Here is a 16,551-nt window from a genome sequence, read left to right on the forward strand (position 1 = left end):
GCAGCGGTACCGGTGGCTGTGGCAGCGGTACCGCTGCCCGTGTCCGTGGCAGCAGGGCTGGTGGCTACGGCAGCGGTGCCGGTGGCTACGGCGACCGCGTCCGTGCCCCGCCCGTCGCCCTCCGCCGGAGTCGCCAGCGCGTGTACGGCGCGGATGTGCCACGGCGGATGAGCCGCGAGCAGCGCCCGCAGCACCGCGTCCGACCCGGCGGCGGGGACGGTGAGCCGTACGGTCCCCAGCGGGCCCGGCTCGCAGCGCGGCGCGCCGGGGAGCGCCCGCGACAGGTCGGCGAGCTGCGCAGCGGAGACGGTCGCGCCGCCGGAGTCGCCACCGCCGCCGATCGGGCCTCGGGCGGCCTCGACCAGCACCTGCGGTCCGTCGGCGCGCGCCGGGTCTCCCCCGTCCTCGCCGAGGCCCGGCGCCACGGGAACGAGCCGGCCGCCGGCCACCCCGTACCGTCCGTCGGCCGCCCCGGCCAGCCGCCGTGGGTCGTGGTCGACGAAGACGACCGTGCCGCCGTCGGCGACCCGTTCGGTGACCGCTCGGTCCAGGACGCCGCGCGCGGTCTCGTCCAGGCCCGTCCACGCCTCGTCCAGGAGCAGCAGTTCGGGGTCCGCGAGCAGCGCCTGTGCCACGGCGACCTTCTGGCTGGTGCCCTTGGAGAGTTCGGCGAGCGGGGTGCGGGCGTGCTGCTCGGCGTCGAAGCGGACCAGCCACTGCCGGCCGCGCCGCGCCGCCTCCGGCCCGCGCAGGCCGTGCACACGGCCGAGGTGGGTGAGGTAGTCGAGGGTGTCGAAGGGCAGCACGGCGGGGAAGCGCTCGGGGACGTACGCGGCGCGGGGGCGGCCGGTGATGCGGCCGGCGCTGGGCGTGTCGATGCCGGCGAGCAGCCGCAGCAGAGTGGACTTTCCGCTGCCGTTGGCGCCCTCGACGCGCAACAGCGCGGGCTGCCTGGGCAGTTCGAGGTCCACGCCCCGTAGCACCCACGGCCCGCGCAGACCGTACCGGCGCCCCACACCACGTAGCTTCATGCCGCTGGACGGTATCCGATCACTGGAAGAGGTGACCAGAACCGGTGAATTGGAGTCGGCCGGCTGTCGGCCGGCCGGAGCCGGTCAGCCGGTGGCAGGCTTCACCGGCTTCGCCTCGCTCGGCCTGATGATCACGAAGCCCTCGCCGTCCAGCCGGAGTTGGACCGCCTCGCCGGAGCCGCCGCGCAGCATCGAGCCCATGCTCTGCGAGCGGTGCAGCGAGGTCTGGAGCTGGGTGCTCCAGCCGACGACGGCGTCGGTGTCGACGAAGACCGGGGACTGCGGGCTGACGGGGATGACGATGGGGGTGCCCTCGCACATCACACCGAGCTTGCCGGTGCCGCTGAAGACGGAGTTGAAGAGGCCGCCGCCGACCATTCCGGCGCCCTTCACCATGCCGATCTCATAGCTGAGGGTCGAGTCGAAGCAGAGGATATTGCGGCCGTTGAGGGTGAGGGTGTCACCGGCGGCGAAGTCGACCATGAAACAGTTGGCGGCCTCGTGGGCGAACCACACCTCGCCCTGGCCGCGCACGGCCATCAGCGCCAGACCTTCGCCGGTCACGGCGCGCTTGAGGAACTTGCCGACGCCCTGGCCCTGCTTCTCGAACTGGAGATTGCCGCGAAAGGCGATCATGGAGCCCTGGCGGGCGTAGCACTCACCGTTGACCGCGTACTTGAGCGACTTGGCGTTCTGCTGGGTCATGCCCGGCGCGGTGGCGGCCTGGGCCATGTTCTCGGAGGCGAAGAGATCACTATGCATATGGGGCATGATCGCCCGGAATCCATTCATCCGCCAAGGGGCCGGCGGCAAAAGCTGCCAAAATGGCCGGGTGACCAGCGCCGACAGCAATCCCAGCAGCAGCCCGAGCACCGATCAGGGGCCCGCCGCGAGCCCCCGTCCTGACACCGATCCGGCCCCCGCCGCGAGCACGACCCCGAGCGGCACCGCACACACCTCCGCCACCGCCGGCCCGGAGACCGGCCCGGAGACCGATCCCAAGGCCACACCGGAGATCGGTCCGGAAGCCACCCCGGAGGCCGGTCCCGAGCCCGCCCCCCAGTTCGTCCTCCCGCTGGTGGTCCGCATCGAGCGGGACGCAGCCCCGGCCAGGACGGACGCGCTGGAGACGGCGGCGCGCGCCGTCCTCACCCTGCTGTCGGACGAGCGGGTGACGGCGGAGGACGGCGAGTGGGCGCAGGCGGTACGCGACTGGCAGGACAGCCAGATCCGCAAGGTCGTCCGGCGGGCGCGTGGCTCGGAGTGGCGGCGGGCCGGGGGGCTGCCGGGCATCACGGTCACCGGGAAGTCCGCACAGGTGCGGGTCTTCCCGCCGGTGCCGCTGGACGGCTGGCCCAAGGACCTGGCCAAGCTCCAGGTCTCCGGCACCGACCTGGACGACCCCGAGCCGCCCGCCGAGCCGGACTTCAGCCGGCCGGTGCTCTGGCTCGGCCCCGACCTCGGCATGTCCGCCGGCAAGGCGATGGCACAGGCCGGGCACGGCGCGCAGCTGGTCTGGTGGGAGCTGGACGACGCGGCGCGCGCCGAGTGGCGGGACACGGGCTTCCCGCTGGCCGTACGCACCGCGGAGCCGGCCCGCTGGGCCGAACTCACCGCCGGCGGACTGCCGGTGGTGCGCGACGCCGGCTTCACCGAGATCGCCCCCGGCTCCTGCACCGTCGTCGCGGACCACCCGGCGCTGCGGGCGAAGCTCGGCTCGGCCACCGGCCACTGACACCGGCCTCCGTCCTGATTCCCGCCCCCGAATCCGGCCCGTACGGCCGCTTCGCGGAAACCTGACACGAATTGACGCAAAGCTGACGTGCGCGCCTTTGCACCGCTAGGCCACCGCCGAGCCAGTCCCGTCTTCTCCCCGCCCGGATCCTCAACGAGGACCCGGGCGGTGGCATGACACGACGCGGCTGATGGGCGCGGGCCGGCCGCCGCACTGACCGTCACCCCGCGCACGGCTTGACCTCAACCAAGCTTCAGCTTGTTGAGTAGCCACTGGGCACCTCGCCCGCCGAGAACGAAGCGCACAACGAACCGCACAGGGAGTACGCCATGATTCTGGTAACCGGTGCCACTGGTCACGTCGGCCGTCAGGTCGTGACGCAGTTGAGGGGCAAGGGAGCCGCGGTGCGCGCCCTCGTACGGAACCCCGCGACGGCCGCTCTCCCGGACGGTGTCGAGGTCGCCCGCGGCGACCTCTCCGACCCGAGCACGCTGCACGCGGCCCTCGACGGCGTCGACGCGGTCTTCCTGGTGTGGCCCTTCCTCACGGCCGACGGCGCGCCGGCCGTCCTGGAGGCGTTCGCGCAGCACACCGGGCGGATCGTCTACCTCTCCTCGGAGGGGGTGGGCGCGCAGGCCGAGGCCGCCGAAACCGCCGCGGCGGCGGAGGGCGAGGACGCGATCACCATGTTCCACCGCGAGGTCGAGCAGGCCATCGAACGGTCCGGCCTCGAATGGACCTTCCTGCGCCCCACCGGTTTCGCGTCCAACACGCTGGGCTGGGCCGAGCAGATCCGGCAGGAGGGCGTCGTTCGGGCCCCCTTCCCCGAGCTGGCGCGGCCGTTGATCCACGAGGCGGACATGGCGGCGGTCGCCGTCCACGTCCTCACCGAGGACGGCCACGCCGGCGAGACGTACGTGCTGAGCGGTCCGGAGCCGGTGACCGTGCCCGAGCAGGTGCACGCGATCGGCGAGGCGCTCGGCACCCCGGTGCGCTTCGAGGAGCGGACGCCGCAGGCCGAGCGGGAGCACCTGGTCGCGGCCGGCTACCCGGCCGACTTCGTGGACGGCATCCTCGGCGCGCACGCCAAGATGGTCGAGACGAAGGAGCCGGTCACCACGACGATCGAACGCCTCACCGGCGCCCCCGCCCGCTCCTTCCGCACCTGGGCCGCCGACCACGCGGACGACTTCCGCTGACCGGGGGCCCGTATCTCAGCTCCGCGAGCTACTCGCGCCGTCGGCGGATTCCTCCGCCGACGGCGCCTTTTGCCGTTGTGCCCGGCTTTCTCGTTGTGCCCGCCACGGCGACGCCTCCGAAGCTCAAATCAACCTCTGAATACGGGGGTCGGAGGGTTCGGAGCGACGGGGCGGGGCCAGAACCGGGTTATCAGCGAAACGCGTGGTCACACATGTCACGCACGCCACGCGCATCATGAACGTCACGCAGGAGAGGGAGGGAGCATGGCCAACCCCGGATCGCCCCGTCTGTCACCCCGCCCAGCACCCCGCCCGCCTGACCGCGCACCGGGACGCGCGGCGGCCGGCTCGCCCGACCGCTCCCCGGTCCTGCTCGGGTCGGGCATCGGCTGGCGGCCGGAGATCGCCGAGGAGATCGCCCGGCTGCCCGGTCTGGACTGGGTCGAGGTGGTGGCGGAGAACATCTGCCCCGGCCATCTCCCCGACGCCCTGCTGCGTTTGATGGCGGACGGCGTCACCGTCATCCCGCACGGCGTCTCACTGGGGCTCGGCGGCGCGGAGCCGCCCGCCCCCGAACGGCTCGCCGCACTCGCCGAACGGGCCGAAGCACTGAACGCCCCGCTGGTGACCGAGCACATCGCCTACGTACGCGCCGGCGGCCCGCGCACCGCCTCGCCCCTCCTGGAAGCGGGGCATCTGCTGCCGGTGCCGCGCACCCGCGACGCGCTGGACGTCCTGTGCGCGAACGTACGGATCGCCCAGGCCGCGCTGCCCGTACCGCTCGCGCTGGAGAACATCGCGGCGCTCATCTCCTGGCCGGGCGAGGAGATGAGCGAGGGCCGCTTCCTCGCCGAGCTGGTCGAGCGCACCGGCGTACGGCTGCTCATCGACGTCGCCAACCTGCACACGAACCACGTCAACCGGGGCGAGGACCCCGCCACCGCGCTGGACGAACTCCCGGTCGAGGCCATCGCCTACGTCCATGTCGCGGGCGGCATCGAAAAGGACGGCGTCTGGCACGACAGCCACGCCCACCCGGTGACCCAGCCCGTGCTGGACGTGCTCGCCGAACTCTGCGCGCGGGTCACGCCGCCCGGCGTGCTGCTGGAGCGCGACGAGAACTTCCCCGAGGGCGCCGAACTCGCGGGCGAACTCGACGCGATACGGGCCGTACTCACCGCCCACCCGGCCGGAACGACGAACGCGAAGGCATCATCCGCAGCCGAGGGCGCGCTCGACGCCCCCTGCCCCTTCGACGCCGCCAGTCCCGTCGATTCCCTCGGCTCCCCGCAGCCCGGGGAGCCCCCGCAGCCCCTGGAGCCCCCGGAGCCCGTACGGCAGCGCCTCGCGCTGGCCCAGGCCGCGCTGCTGTCCGCGCTCGTCGCGGACACTCCCGCTCCGGAGGGCTTCGACCAACGGCGGCTCCGCGTGCAGAGCCTCGCTTTGACCGCCAAGCGTGCGGATGTCGTCGCCAAGGTCGCGCCCGAGCTGCCGGACATCCTCGGCGAGGGATACCGGAGCGCCTTCCTCGGCTATGCGCGGCGGCGTCCGATGGCCGGCGGCTACCGGCAGGACGCGCTCGACTTCGCCGCGCAGCTGCTGACCGCGAACGAGCCACAGGAACCGGCGGCGCGCCAGGAGTTGACAGCTTGGTGGCGGGAGCGGGAAGGCCCCGTACCGCCGTCCTCGCCGCACCCCGTGACCCGCACCCTGCGGGCCGCCGGGCGCGCTCTGCGCGGGAGCCGGTCGCGCTGATCACCGCACCGCTCCGGTGACCGGCCCGGCCAGCGGTCCGGTCAGCGGTCCGGTCAGCGGTCCGACCGCTCCGGTGACCGATCCGGCGGCCGACGAGCCGGGCCGCGACGACCACCAGGACGGCGCACCCACGAAGCGCTGAGCCGGCCGCCCGCAGACCCGCCCCGCACCTCCGCAGGCCCGCTTTCACATGCCTCTGTACGTAACTCTGCGCGTGCCTCCGCGCACCTCCGCGCACCTCCGCGCCCCGGGAAACCGAATAACGTACCAGCCCCGTCCCTCCCCCAACTCGCCCTTCGCCCAGCCGTGACGCGGCGCACATCCGGCGCGCGACTTTCTTGTTCCGGGAAGAACTCCAGGCAGCGGCCGTGATCCGGGGCGCGGCCCGGCGGCCGGGTTCGCAAAGGTCCGCCGGGATCATCACATCGCGCACTAGCGTGCGGTGCCGCACCAGGAGGCACCATGCGATCCGTAACCGGAACCGGCTTAGTCATCGCGGCGATCGTGACCACGTTCGCCGCGCTGATCTTCCCGATCTGGTCGTTCAGCACCGCGGCGGGCGCGGGCAACGGCGGGCTCGACGCGCAGAACGTCAGCACCCGGTTCGGCCCGCTGTCCGCGCTCGACCGCGACTTCATCAACCGGGTACGGCTGGCCGGACTGTGGGAACTCCCGGCCGGCCAGCAGGCCCAGGAGCGCGGCACCAGCAAGGCCGTACGACGGGCGGGCGACCATCTCGTCGCGGGACACACCGAACTGGACCGCCGGGTGCGCGAGGTGGCCGGGCAGCTCGGCGTCGAGCTGCCGAGCCAGCCCAATGAGCAGCAGCGGCAGTGGCTGTCCCGGCTGAGCGCCGCCCAGGGCGTCGCGTACGACAGGGAGTTCGCGAACATCCTGCGGCTCGCCCACGGCAAGGTGTTCACTCTCGTCGCGCAGGTGCGCGCCAACACCCGTAACACGCTGGTCCGCCAGCTGGCGTCCGACACCAACGCGACGGTGCTGGACCACATCGTGGTGCTGGAGAAGACCGGGCTGGTGGATTTCGACGCCATCGCGTCCGACGCCGCCACCGCCTCACCTCCCGCACCACCGAACACGCCCTCCACAGCTGCCCCTTCCTCCGCTCCGTCCGCGCCCAACGCGCCGACTTCCGTGCCGAAACCAGCCGGCCCGTCCCCTGTCTCCCCCTCCACCAGTGGCCCCTCCCCCACCTATCCGCTGCCGCCTGCCGCGACGCTCGCCGAGAAGCACGGCGAGGCCGCCGCCCCCACGAAGAAATGAGCCCCCCATGCCCCACCCCCACTCCTCCCGCCACCGCCGACGGCTCAGCGCCAAGCACCTCGTACTGATCGCGGTGCTCGCGCTGCTCGGCTCGGCGGGCACGTTCGCCGTCGTCACCGGCGCGGCATCGGCGAACCCCGGCACGTCCGCCACCGGCACGCGCTCCCCCGGATCTCCGGCCGACCCCGACTCCCCCGTAGATTCCACAGCCCCCGGCAACCCTCCCGCCCCCACTGTCTCCTCCGGCCCTTCCGACCCCGACAACTCCACCACCCCGTCCCAACCCCCCTCCTCCACACCTTCGTCACCCAGCGTGACACCCCCCACTGACAATCCGCCGCCGAGCACCGCTCCGTCCAACCGCGACAACGCCCCCGCCCGCGAGGACTACGTCGACATCCGCGACGTACGCCCCAGCGTGCGGCGCCCCACACCCCGCCGCGACGCTTCCCGCGGCACCTTCACCAGCGAGTGCGGCCGGAACGAGAACGGCCACCGCAACCCGGACAACTTCATCGTCACGCCGGGCGTCTCCAACGGGGCCCACCACCTGCACGACTACGTGGGCAACCGCTCCACCGACGCCTTCTCGACGGACAGCTCGCTGCGCGCCGCGGGCACGACCTGCGGCAAGGGCGATCGGTCGGCATACTTCTGGCCGGTGCTGCGGGTCCGTGACGCCGAAGCGCGCAAGGCTCCCGACCCCGACGGCAACAACGGCCGCGTCCTGACCCCGCGCTCCGTCAGCCTCACCTTTCGCGGCAGCCCGGCCGGCAAGGTCACCGCGATGCCCAAGGCGCTCCGCGTCATCACCGGCGACGCGAAGGCGTTCACCAACGGCCCCGCCAAGGCCCGTGCCCAGTGGACCTGCACCGGCTTCACCGACCGGGTGCTGACCGACAAATATCCGCTGTGCCCGAGCGGCAGCCGCCTCGTGCGGCTGCTCGACTTCCCGAGCTGCTGGGACGGCGCGCAGACCGACAGCGCCGACCACCGCGGCCACATCGTCTTCCCCGACCGCGCGAGCGGGCGCTGCGCGAACGGCTTCAAGGCCGTCCCACAGCTCCGGATGAAGCTCACCTACGCCGTGCCGACCGGACCGTCGTTCACCCTCGACAGCTTCCCCGAGCAGCTGCACAAGCCGGTCACCGATCACGCGGACTTCGCGAACTTCATGGGCCGGAATCTGATGCGGGAGACGGTGCGCTGCGTCAACTCCGGTCGCGACTGCGGCTGATCGCACGTCCGAATCCTGAGCGAACCATGGCGCATCGCCAGACGCTTCGAGTAGAAACACCGCCATGTGGCTGCTTTTCCTGTTCGTCGCCTGGACCGTGACACTCCTGTCCTGCGGTCGTCTCTGCCGTGCCGCGATCACCGCCGACCGGAGTCCGCAGAGCGACCGAACGTCCCAGCCCGACCGGGATCCGGCCGCCGGTCCGCGGCGGCTCACGCTCTACGAGACGGCTTTCCTGGCCGGCGGGCCGCGCCGGGTCGCGGAGTTGACGCTGGTCTCGATGGCCAGGCAGCGCCGCCTGCTGCTCGCGCACACCGGCTGGGCGACGGTCGTGAACCCGGAGGGACGGGACGAGTTGGAGCGCTCCCTCATCACCGCGATCGGCCCGGAGGGGCAGTGCCGGATTCCGGCGGTCCGGGCCGCCCTGGCCACCGCCGACGCGGTCGCGGCGCTCGCGGACCGGCTGGTCGCGGCCGGTTTCGCGGTGCCCGCCGCGGCTCGCGCGGGCGTCTCGACGGCCGTACGTCAGGTCCGGGCAGCCGGTGGGACGGTGCTGCTGTGCGGCGCGGCGGCCGTCATGATGGTGCCGCCGGAGGGCGGCCGGGGTCCGGTCATCGCGTGGTTCGCACTGCCCCTGGTGCTGATCACCGGGTGCCTGGCGATCGCCCGGGTCGAGGTCCACCCGTCCGCCCACTGGGCCTCGCCCGCCGGGCAACTGCTCCTGATCCAGGCGGCCGTCCCCCACCAGCACAGGCCCGGACACCGGCCCGGACACCACCCGCCGGACCGCTCAGGCCCGTCAGGTCGCTCCGACCCGCCGGACCGCTCCGGCCGATCCGCCGCTCCCGACCCGTCCGCCGCATCCAACGCGTCCGGGCCGCCCGGCCCGCCCGGCCCGCCCGACACCGAGTTGCTGACCGCACTCGCCGTACGCGGCCCCACCGTTGTCGCCGATCCGGATCTGCGCGCCGCGCTCAACAGCTGACGCCCGTGAGTCCCCCCGGCGTGAACCTCGCGCCCGATATCACACGTTCGGGGCATTACCGCCGACACCACGCCTAGGTGCTTTACTTCACCAACCCCTGCGCCGATTATCCCTTTTGTCATGTATCACGCGAAGGGATGGTTCGTGAGAGCAGCAGCGCTGTACAGCACCCTCGGTTCCCTGGTCCTGACCGCCCTCGCCGCCGCACCGGCCGGCGGCGCGACCGCAGCCGGCCTCACCCACGTCCCCCCCGGCGGCATCGCCGAGGCCCGCGGTGCGGCCATCGCCGCCGCTCACGCCGAGACCACCGGAATCCGCTTCGGCCGCTGCCCCAGCGCCGAGGGCCTGACCGCCCCCGTCCAGTGCGGCACCGTCTCCGTGCCGCTGGACTACGCGGAGCCCAGCGGCAAGAAGATCTCGCTCACCATCAGCAGAGCCCGCGCCACCGGGACCGCGAAGAAGCGGCAGGGGGCCCTGCTCTACAACCCCGGCGGGCCCGGCGGCTCCGCGATGGACTTCCCGCTCTACGCCGGACTGCCGGAGTGGGCCAGGACCGCCAAGGCGTACGACTTCGTCGGCTACGCCCCGCGCGGGGTCGGCCGCTCCGCGCCGCTGTCCTGCCAGGACCCGGCCCAGTTCGCCAAGGCGCCGACGCAGAGCCGGCAGAACCCCTCCGCCGAGTTCAAGCGCCGCAAGATCGAAGAGGCCCGCGCCTACGCGGACGGCTGCGCCCGCAAGGCGGGAGAGGGCCTGCGCCACTACACGACGCTCAACAACGCCCGCGATCTCGACACGATCCGCGCCGCGCTGGGCGAGAAGCGGCTCAACTTCATGGGCGCTTCATACGGCACCTACTTCGGCGCGGTCTACGCCACGCTCTTCCCCGCCCACGTCCGCCGCATGGTCTTCGACAGCGTCGTCAACCCGGACCCCGGCAAGATCTGGTACCGGAACAACCTCGACCAGTCACTCGCCTTTGAAGTCCGCTGGGCCGACTGGCGCCGCTGGGCGGCCCGGCACGACGACGTCTACCACCTCGGCGGCACCGCGCGGCAGGTGCAGCGCTCGTACGAGAAAGTGCGCGACCGCGTCGACCGGAAGCCGGCGGGCGGCAAGGTCGGATCCGCCCAACTCCAGTCGGCGCTGCTCACGGTGGGCTACAACGACTATTTCTGGCCGCGCCGGGCCGAGGCGCTCTCGAAGTTCCTGAGCGGCGATCCGAAACCGCTGATCAGCCAGGCCGCACCCAAGCGCCAGAACGCGAAGGCGAGCGAGAACGGCAACGCCGTCTACACCGCCGTCGAGTGCAATGACGCCTACTGGCCGCGTAATTGGGCCGTCTGGGACTGGGACAACACCGAACTGGCGCGCAAGGCGCCGTTCGAGACCTGGGACAACACCTGGATGAACCTGCCCTGCGCGAGCTGGCAGGCCAAGCAGCAACTGCCGGTCGACATCAGCTCGGAGCCGGGAGAGCTGCCCCCGGTGCTGCTGCTGGCCGCCGAGCGGGACGCCGCCACCCCGTACTCCGGGGCGCTGGAACTGCAGAACAGGCTGCCCGGCTCCGCCCTGGTCACCGAGAAGGGATCAGGCACGCACGGCATCGCCTTCGGCCCCAACGGCTGCGTGAACCGGCACACCGAGAAGTATCTGCTGACCGGCGCGACCCCGGCGCGCAACGTCGACTGCGCGCCGCGCGCGGAGCCGAAGGCGCCCCCGTTCAAGTAGCCGCCGCCCCAGCAGACGCCGCTCGAACAGCGGCGGTCCGGTGAACGCGACAGGCCGGTCGGCACAGAGCCGACCGGCCTGTCGGGCGGTCTTCCGGCGGCCCGTCGGGCGCGCCGGCCGAGCGGTCCGGCCGAGCTGTCAGGCCAGGCCGCCGACCAGCTCCGCGACGGACCTGCGCCGCCCGGTGTAGAAGGGCACTTCCTCGCGCACGTACATCCGCGTCTCGGACCCCCGCAGGTGGCGCATCAGGTCCACGATCCGGTGCAGTTCGTCGCACTCGAAGGCGAGCAGCCACTCGTAGTCGCCGAGCGAGAACGACGCGACCGTGTTGGCGCGGACGTCCGGGAAGCCGCGGGCCATCTTGCCGTGCTCCGCGAGCATCCGGCGGCGGTCCTCGTCGGCCAGCAGGTACCAGTCGTACGAGCGCACGAAGGGGTACACGCTGATCCACTCGCGCGGCGTCTCGTCCGCCAGGAACGCCGGGATGTGCGACTTGTTGAACTCGGCAGGGCGGTGCAGCGCCATGTTCGACCACACCGGCTCCAGCGCGCGGCCGAGCTTGGTGCGGCGGAAGCGGTTGTACGCGTCCTGGAGCTGGTCGGCGGTCTCGGCGTGCCACCAGACCATCACGTCGGCGTCCGCGCGGAGCCCGGACACGTCGTAGGTGCCGCGCACCGTGATGTCCTTCGCGGCGAGCTGCGCGAACAGCTCCTCGACCTCGTCGGCGTACCCGGAGCGGTCCTCGGGCAGCACGTCGCGCAGCCGGAAGACCGACCACAGGGTGTAGCGGACGACCTCGTTGAGGTCCTTGGCCTTCTTGCCGGCGTTGGGTGCCTTCTCAGGAGCATCAGTCATGGTGCCTATTGTCCCGCCTCGTCCGGCGCACCGGATGGCAGGGTCACCAGCAGCTCATCGGCGGCCCGGCGGGCGCTCGCGATACAGGCCGGGATGCCCACGCCCTCGTACACCGCGCCGCACACCCGCAGGCCGGGCAGCGCCGCGACCCGCTCGCGGACACGCTCGACCCGGCCGAGGTGACCCACCGGGTACTGCGGCAGGCCCTCATCCCAGCGGGTGACGCGGCTCGCGACCGGCACCGCGGCAAGGCCGACCGCGGCGCCGAGGTCGCGCAATGACATCCCTACCAGCTCCGCGTCCTCGCGCTTCAGATCGGCTTCCTCGCCAAACCGCCCGATCGAGGTACGCAGGACGAACAGATCCGGGTCGGCGTCGCCGATCCAGCCCCACTTGCGGCTCGCGAAAGTGGACGCCTTGATCGTCCGCCCGTCCACCGGCGGCACCAGGAATCCACTGCTCACCGGGAGGTTCGCGACCCCGCCGCGCCGGAAGGCCATCGTGACCAGGGCCATGGAGGCGTAGTCGACGGCGGCCAGCTCGCTCGCCGCCGCCGGGGCCTCGTCGGCGAGCAGCCGGGCGGCGACCGGCGCGGGGACGGCGAGGACGACCGCGTCGGCCTCGATGGCGTTCTCGTCCGCACCACGGCCGGTGACGATCCGCCAGCCTCGGGCGGTGCGCGTGAGGGCCCGTACAGCCGTGCCGGTACGGATCTCGGCGCCCGCCGCCCGGCAGGCGTCCGCGACGGCGAGCGGCAGCGTGCCGACACCGCCGACGATCCCGTTGAAGACGGGGCGTGGCTGCCCCGGGGCCGACCGCTCGGCGTCCGGCCGGGCGTCGGACAGCTCCGGTCCGGCCTTCAGCTCGGCCTCCCGCTGCGCCTCGACGGCCTCGGCGGCCCGGCGCTGGACGCCCCGCACGCCGTCGAGCAGCGAGCGCTCGGCGCGGGCGGCCTCGAACAGCTGCGGGACGGCGGCCCGCATCGAGATGCGGTAAGCGTTGCCCGCGTAGACCCCGCCGAGCAGCGGCTCGACGAGCCGGTCCACGACCTCGCGGCCGAGCCGCGCGGCGATGTACTCGCCGACGGCGACGTCCTCGCCGACCTCGGTGCGCGGCAGGTCCGCGTCCCGCGCGATGCGGGCGAGGCCCTCGTCCGAGATCACCCCGGAGGCGGCGAGCGGGCCGAGGTCGCCGGGCACGCCCATCAGGTGTCCCTTGGGCATCGGGCGCAGGCTGCCCCGGGTCCAGAGCATCGCCGACGCGGTCGCGGGCGGCTGGAGCCGCTCGCCGAGCCCGACCGCGCGGGCCAGCACCACCGCCTCGGGCCGCCGCGCCAGCATCGACTCGGCCCCCACTTCGACCGGGAAGCCCGCGATCTCCCCCGCGATCAGCTTGCCCCCGAGGCGCTGCGAGGCCTCCAGCACGGTCACGCGCGCGCCGCCGCCGAGCAGCCGGTGCGCGGCGGCCAGTCCGGAGATCCCGCCGCCGATGACAACCACATGGCCCGTACGGCCCGTACGCGTGTCCGTTGCACTCATGGCTCCCACTCTCGCAGAGTCCCTGATGAGTCCCGAACGTGACCGCATCGCGACCGGAGAACGGCAACCCGCGGCACTCCGCTCCCGTCGTATCGGCAACGTCGTCGTTTCGGCGGCGTCATCGACAATCCAGCTCCGGGGGGACCGGGTATGCGCGCACAGAGCAACCCACCGATCATCGCCGTCGCGGCCGCACTGCTGACGGCAGCGCTCGCCGTCACCGGCTGCTCCGCCGACGGCGGAGACGACGAGAAGAGCGCGGGTGCCGGGTCCGCCGCGGACCGGCAGGTCGCGCCCAGCGGGGCGAGCGGCGCGGTCCGGGAGGGCGGCGGCAGGCCGGAGGGCGGGGCGAAGACCGACGGCAAGCCCGGCAGGACCGGCAGCACCCCGGTGAAGATCGCCCCGAGCCAGGTCATCCGCACCGCGACGCTCACCGTCACGGCCAAGGACGTGCCGGACGCGCTCGCGAAGGCCCGGACGGCGGTCGGGAGCGCGGGCGGCTACGTCAGCGACGAGACCACCGACGAGGACGCCGACGGGCATGAGCGCTCACGCGTCACGCTCAAGGTGCCGCCCGACTCGTACGACGACGTCCTCGACGAACTGGGCGGGCTGGGCAAGCACGTCGAGCGCAGGGTGAACGCCAAGGACGTCACGGACCAGGTGGTGGACGTCGAGAGCCGGATCAAGTCGCAGAAGGCCAGCGTCGCCCGGGTCCGTGCGCTGATGGACAAGGCGGGCGCGCTCAGCGACGTCGTCAGCCTGGAGTCCGAACTCAGCACCCGCGAAGCGGACCTGGAGGCGCTGCTCGCCCAGCGGTCGTCGCTCAAGGAACGCACCGGCATGGCGACCGTCACGCTCGTCCTGCGCGAACCGGACGCCAAAGCCGAGCCGAACGGCAAGGACGACGACGAGACCTCGTTCGGCGAGGCTCTCTCCGGCGGCTGGGACGCGTTCACCACCACCGTGCGCTGGATCGCGGTGGCGCTCGGCGCGGTGCTGCCGTTCGCGGTGGCCGCCGCGCTGCTCCTCCTGCTGTGGCGCGCGGTCCGCAGCCGACTGCCGGAGCGCGCCCCGCGCACGGCGCGCGCGCCGCACACACCGTGGTCACCGCCCATCGACCCGGCGCATTCCGCGCCACGCGCGCCCCGCGCCGGCGGCCTCACGCCCCCGGAGCCGGTCACGGTGCCGGGCCCGCTCAACGCCCCGGAGGAGAGCGGCGACGAGGAGGCCGCGCCCGGCAACAAGGACGGATGAGCCGGTGCGGTGGCAGTGACCGGCACAGGGTTACGTGCGGCTTCGGCCGTGGTGTCCTCAATCGCCGGACGGGCTAAAAATTCAGCCCGTTGGGGGCACCCCCGGACGAAGTCTGGGGGAATTTGAGGACACCCGTCCACCGGGCTGAGGACACTCCACCGGCCGGCGCCGGTCAACCATCCCAAGCCCGGCGCCAGCCGATCCGCCGCGCCAGCCGATCCGCCGCGCTAGCCGATCCGCAAAGCCCGATACATCGAAGCCGTCCGCACATCAGCCTCAATGCGAGCCGCAGTCTCGTACAGGGCCGGAAGAAGGTCCCGACGCGTCTCCTCCACCGCCCCCCGCCCCGCATGCAGCGCGACATTGATCGCGGCCACCACGCCGGAGGCATCCCGCACCGGTACGGCCAGCGAGCGCAGCCCCTCCTCCAACTCCTCGTCGACGAGGGCGTGGCCGTCGGCCGCCACCTGGTCGAGGATGCGGTGCAGGTCGGGCACCGAAGTGACGGTGCGCCGGGTCAGCGGCCGGGGCTCGATCCCGGCGAGCTGCACCGCGCGCGCCGGGGCGTCGAGCCCGGCCAGCAGCACCCGGCCCATGGAGGTCGCGTAGGCGGGGAAGCGGGTGCCGAGGGTGATGTTGACGCTCATGATGCGGACCGTGGGCACCCGCGCGATGTAGCGGATGTCGCCGCCGTCGAGCACCGTCATCGACACCGACTCGCCCCGCCGCCGCACCAGTTCGCGCAGGTGCGGCTGGGCGATGTCGGTGAACGAAAGGGCCGTGAGCTGGGCGTAGCCGAGTTCGAGGACGCGCGGGAGCGGGCGGAAGAGCCGCCCGTCCGCCGCTGCGTAGCCGAGTCGGTCCAAGGTGAGGAGCGAGCGCCGGGCGGTGGCCCGCGCGAGCCCGGTGGCCTCGGCGACGGCGGTCAGGGTCATCCCGCCGGGCAGAACGCCCGCGCCGGGGTCGGAAGCGCCCGTACCGCCCAGCGCCCGCAGGACGGCGAGCCCCCGCGCCAGGGACTGCAGGAAGCCCGGCCCCATCTCCCGTTCGGCCGTGCGCGCGGGGTCCTCCCCGACGGCAGTCGAGCCGCTGACAGCCGCCCCGGCGAAGCGCGCGTCGGCCTCCGCCCCCGCGCCGGCCCCCTTCGCGAGCGCCGCCTCCATGGGCACCGTCTCGGCCCGCAGCCGCTCCAGGACCAACTCCCGGAGCGAAGCGGCCGTATGCCGGCTCGTGTGGCTCACGACGCTCAGCACGCAGGCGATCCGCCCCGCCGCGCCCCGTACGGGCACGGCCACCGCGACCAGGCCCGGCTCGATCAGCTGGTCGTCGCTCGCCCAGCCATCCCGCGCGGCGGCGGCGCTCACGCGGGCGAAATCCGCTTCGGATGAGGCTTCCCGACGCTGCGGCAGGGTGGGGAAGCCCGCGTCGAACGGGTCGTCGGCGCGCCGGGCGCGCCAGGCGGCCCAGTCGGCGTCCTGCCACTCGGTGGCGAAGATCGCGCCGGGTGCGCAGCGCTCGGCGGGGAGCAGGTCGCCGATGCGGAAGGCGAGCGACATGGTGCGCCGCCTGGTGGCCTGGGCGATGAACCGCACGCCGTCCGCGTCCGGGACGGCGAGCGACACGGACTCGTCGAACGCGTCGGCCAGCCGTTCCGCGAACGGCCCCAGCGCCTGCGGCAGTCCGCTCGCCGAGAGGTAGGCGTTGCCCAGTTCCATGAGGCCGGGGGCCAGGCTCACGTCGCGCCCGTCGGCCCGTACGTATCCGAGGTGTTCGAGGGTGCCCAGGACCCGGTCGACGGTGGACCGGGCGAGGCCGGTCGTACGGACCAGGTCGCCGGGGCGCAGCGGCCCGGCGTCCGCCGCCGCCATGGCCCGGAGCACGGCCGCGCCCCGCTCCAGCGGGCCCACCGACTCGTCCGGCATGCGCGTCTCCTCGGGTCGGCGGGCCTCG

The 16,551-nt window shown here is 73.2% G+C and carries 13 protein-coding genes; 8 read left to right on the plus strand and 5 right to left on the minus strand.

Going from position 1 to position 16,551, the window contains the following annotated elements; all coding sequences use genetic code 11:
• Positions 1 to 1,031: ABC transporter ATP-binding protein (locus QMK28_RS27640; RefSeq protein ID WP_326442328.1), on the minus strand; the 1,031-nt coding region annotated here is incomplete at its 3' end.
• Positions 1,032 to 1,115: 84 nt separating this feature from the next.
• Positions 1,116 to 1,793, minus strand: a complete 678-nt coding sequence (locus tag QMK28_RS27645) for an AIM24 family protein (protein ID WP_326442329.1) — start codon at positions 1,791 to 1,793, stop codon at positions 1,116 to 1,118.
• A gap of 253 nt (positions 1,794 to 2,046) precedes the next feature.
• Between QMK28_RS27645 and QMK28_RS27650 the strand changes: the two genes are divergently transcribed.
• The 7 genes from QMK28_RS27650 (at position 2,047) to QMK28_RS27680 (ending at position 10,951) form a co-directional block, all read left to right on the plus strand.
• Positions 2,047 to 2,766: an aminoacyl-tRNA hydrolase gene (locus QMK28_RS27650; protein ID WP_326442353.1), complete on the plus strand. Its 720-nt coding sequence runs from the start codon at positions 2,047 to 2,049 to the stop codon at positions 2,764 to 2,766.
• 329 nt (positions 2,767 to 3,095) lie between these two features.
• Positions 3,096 to 3,965, plus strand: coding sequence for an NAD(P)H-binding protein (locus QMK28_RS27655; RefSeq protein ID WP_326442330.1), 870 nt, complete (start codon positions 3,096 to 3,098; stop codon positions 3,963 to 3,965).
• 264 nt (positions 3,966 to 4,229) lie between these two features.
• Positions 4,230 to 5,720: a DUF692 domain-containing protein gene (locus tag QMK28_RS27660; RefSeq protein WP_326442331.1), complete on the plus strand. Its 1,491-nt coding sequence runs from the start codon at positions 4,230 to 4,232 to the stop codon at positions 5,718 to 5,720.
• A gap of 462 nt (positions 5,721 to 6,182) precedes the next feature.
• A complete protein-coding gene (locus QMK28_RS27665) occupies positions 6,183 to 7,001 on the plus strand; it encodes a DUF4142 domain-containing protein (RefSeq protein ID WP_326442333.1) in 819 nt (272 codons plus the stop codon).
• Between the two features lie 7 nt (positions 7,002 to 7,008).
• Complete coding sequence (locus tag QMK28_RS27670; RefSeq protein ID WP_326442334.1) at positions 7,009 to 8,238, plus strand: DUF1996 domain-containing protein; 1,230 nt, start codon at positions 7,009 to 7,011, stop codon at positions 8,236 to 8,238.
• A 64-nt stretch (positions 8,239 to 8,302) separates the two neighbouring features.
• A complete protein-coding gene (locus tag QMK28_RS27675; protein ID WP_326442335.1) occupies positions 8,303 to 9,223 on the plus strand; it encodes a TIGR04222 domain-containing membrane protein in 921 nt (306 codons plus the stop codon).
• A 144-nt stretch (positions 9,224 to 9,367) separates the two neighbouring features.
• Positions 9,368 to 10,951: an alpha/beta hydrolase gene (locus QMK28_RS27680; RefSeq protein WP_326442336.1), complete on the plus strand. Its 1,584-nt coding sequence runs from the start codon at positions 9,368 to 9,370 to the stop codon at positions 10,949 to 10,951.
• 138 nt (positions 10,952 to 11,089) lie between these two features.
• On the opposite strand, the gene hemQ is transcribed toward QMK28_RS27680, so the two are convergent.
• Positions 11,090 to 11,806: a hydrogen peroxide-dependent heme synthase gene (gene hemQ / locus QMK28_RS27685; RefSeq protein WP_326442337.1), complete on the minus strand. Its 717-nt coding sequence runs from the start codon at positions 11,804 to 11,806 to the stop codon at positions 11,090 to 11,092.
• Between the two features lie 5 nt (positions 11,807 to 11,811).
• Positions 11,812 to 13,344 (minus strand): protoporphyrinogen oxidase, encoded by a 1,533-nt coding sequence (gene hemG, locus QMK28_RS27690; protein WP_326442339.1) that lies wholly within the window; start codon positions 13,342 to 13,344, stop codon positions 11,812 to 11,814.
• A gap of 150 nt (positions 13,345 to 13,494) precedes the next feature.
• On the opposite strand from hemG, the gene QMK28_RS27695 reads away from it, so the two are divergent.
• The gene (locus QMK28_RS27695; protein WP_326442341.1) at positions 13,495 to 14,601 is read left to right on the plus strand and encodes a DUF4349 domain-containing protein; all 1,107 of its coding nucleotides are present in this window, start codon (positions 13,495 to 13,497) and stop codon (positions 14,599 to 14,601) included.
• A gap of 227 nt (positions 14,602 to 14,828) precedes the next feature.
• Here the strand turns inward: QMK28_RS27695 and QMK28_RS27700 are convergent, their stop codons facing one another.
• Positions 14,829 to 16,523 carry an IclR family transcriptional regulator domain-containing protein gene (locus tag QMK28_RS27700; RefSeq protein WP_326442342.1) on the minus strand — a complete coding sequence of 565 codons (1,695 nt, stop codon included), beginning with the start codon at positions 16,521 to 16,523 and terminating at the stop codon, positions 14,829 to 14,831.
• Between the last annotated feature and the right edge of the window lie 28 nt (positions 16,524 to 16,551).

This window comes from Streptomyces sp. H27-D2 (assembly GCF_035828615.1).
Taxonomy (GTDB): Bacteria; Actinomycetota; Actinomycetes; order Streptomycetales; family Streptomycetaceae; genus Streptomyces.

Excerpts from the sequence above, each read along its gene's own strand:
- QMK28_RS27645 (WP_326442329.1), bottom strand. The coding sequence starts at position 1,793 with ATGCATAGTGATCTCTTCGCCTCCGAGAACATGGCCCAGGCCGCCACC.
- QMK28_RS27655 (WP_326442330.1), top strand. The coding sequence starts at position 3,096 with ATGATTCTGGTAACCGGTGCCACTGGTCACGTCGGCCGTCAGGTCGTG.
- QMK28_RS27660 (WP_326442331.1), top strand. The coding sequence starts at position 4,230 with ATGGCCAACCCCGGATCGCCCCGTCTGTCACCCCGCCCAGCACCCCGC.
- QMK28_RS27665 (WP_326442333.1), top strand. The coding sequence starts at position 6,183 with ATGCGATCCGTAACCGGAACCGGCTTAGTCATCGCGGCGATCGTGACC.
- QMK28_RS27670 (WP_326442334.1), top strand. The coding sequence starts at position 7,009 with ATGCCCCACCCCCACTCCTCCCGCCACCGCCGACGGCTCAGCGCCAAG.
- QMK28_RS27675 (WP_326442335.1), top strand. The coding sequence starts at position 8,303 with ATGTGGCTGCTTTTCCTGTTCGTCGCCTGGACCGTGACACTCCTGTCC.
- hemQ (WP_326442337.1), bottom strand. The coding sequence starts at position 11,806 with ATGACTGATGCTCCTGAGAAGGCACCCAACGCCGGCAAGAAGGCCAAG.
- hemG (WP_326442339.1), bottom strand. The coding sequence starts at position 13,344 with ATGAGTGCAACGGACACGCGTACGGGCCGTACGGGCCATGTGGTTGTC.
- QMK28_RS27695 (WP_326442341.1), top strand. The coding sequence starts at position 13,495 with ATGCGCGCACAGAGCAACCCACCGATCATCGCCGTCGCGGCCGCACTG.
- QMK28_RS27700 (WP_326442342.1), bottom strand. The coding sequence starts at position 16,523 with ATGCCGGACGAGTCGGTGGGCCCGCTGGAGCGGGGCGCGGCCGTGCTC.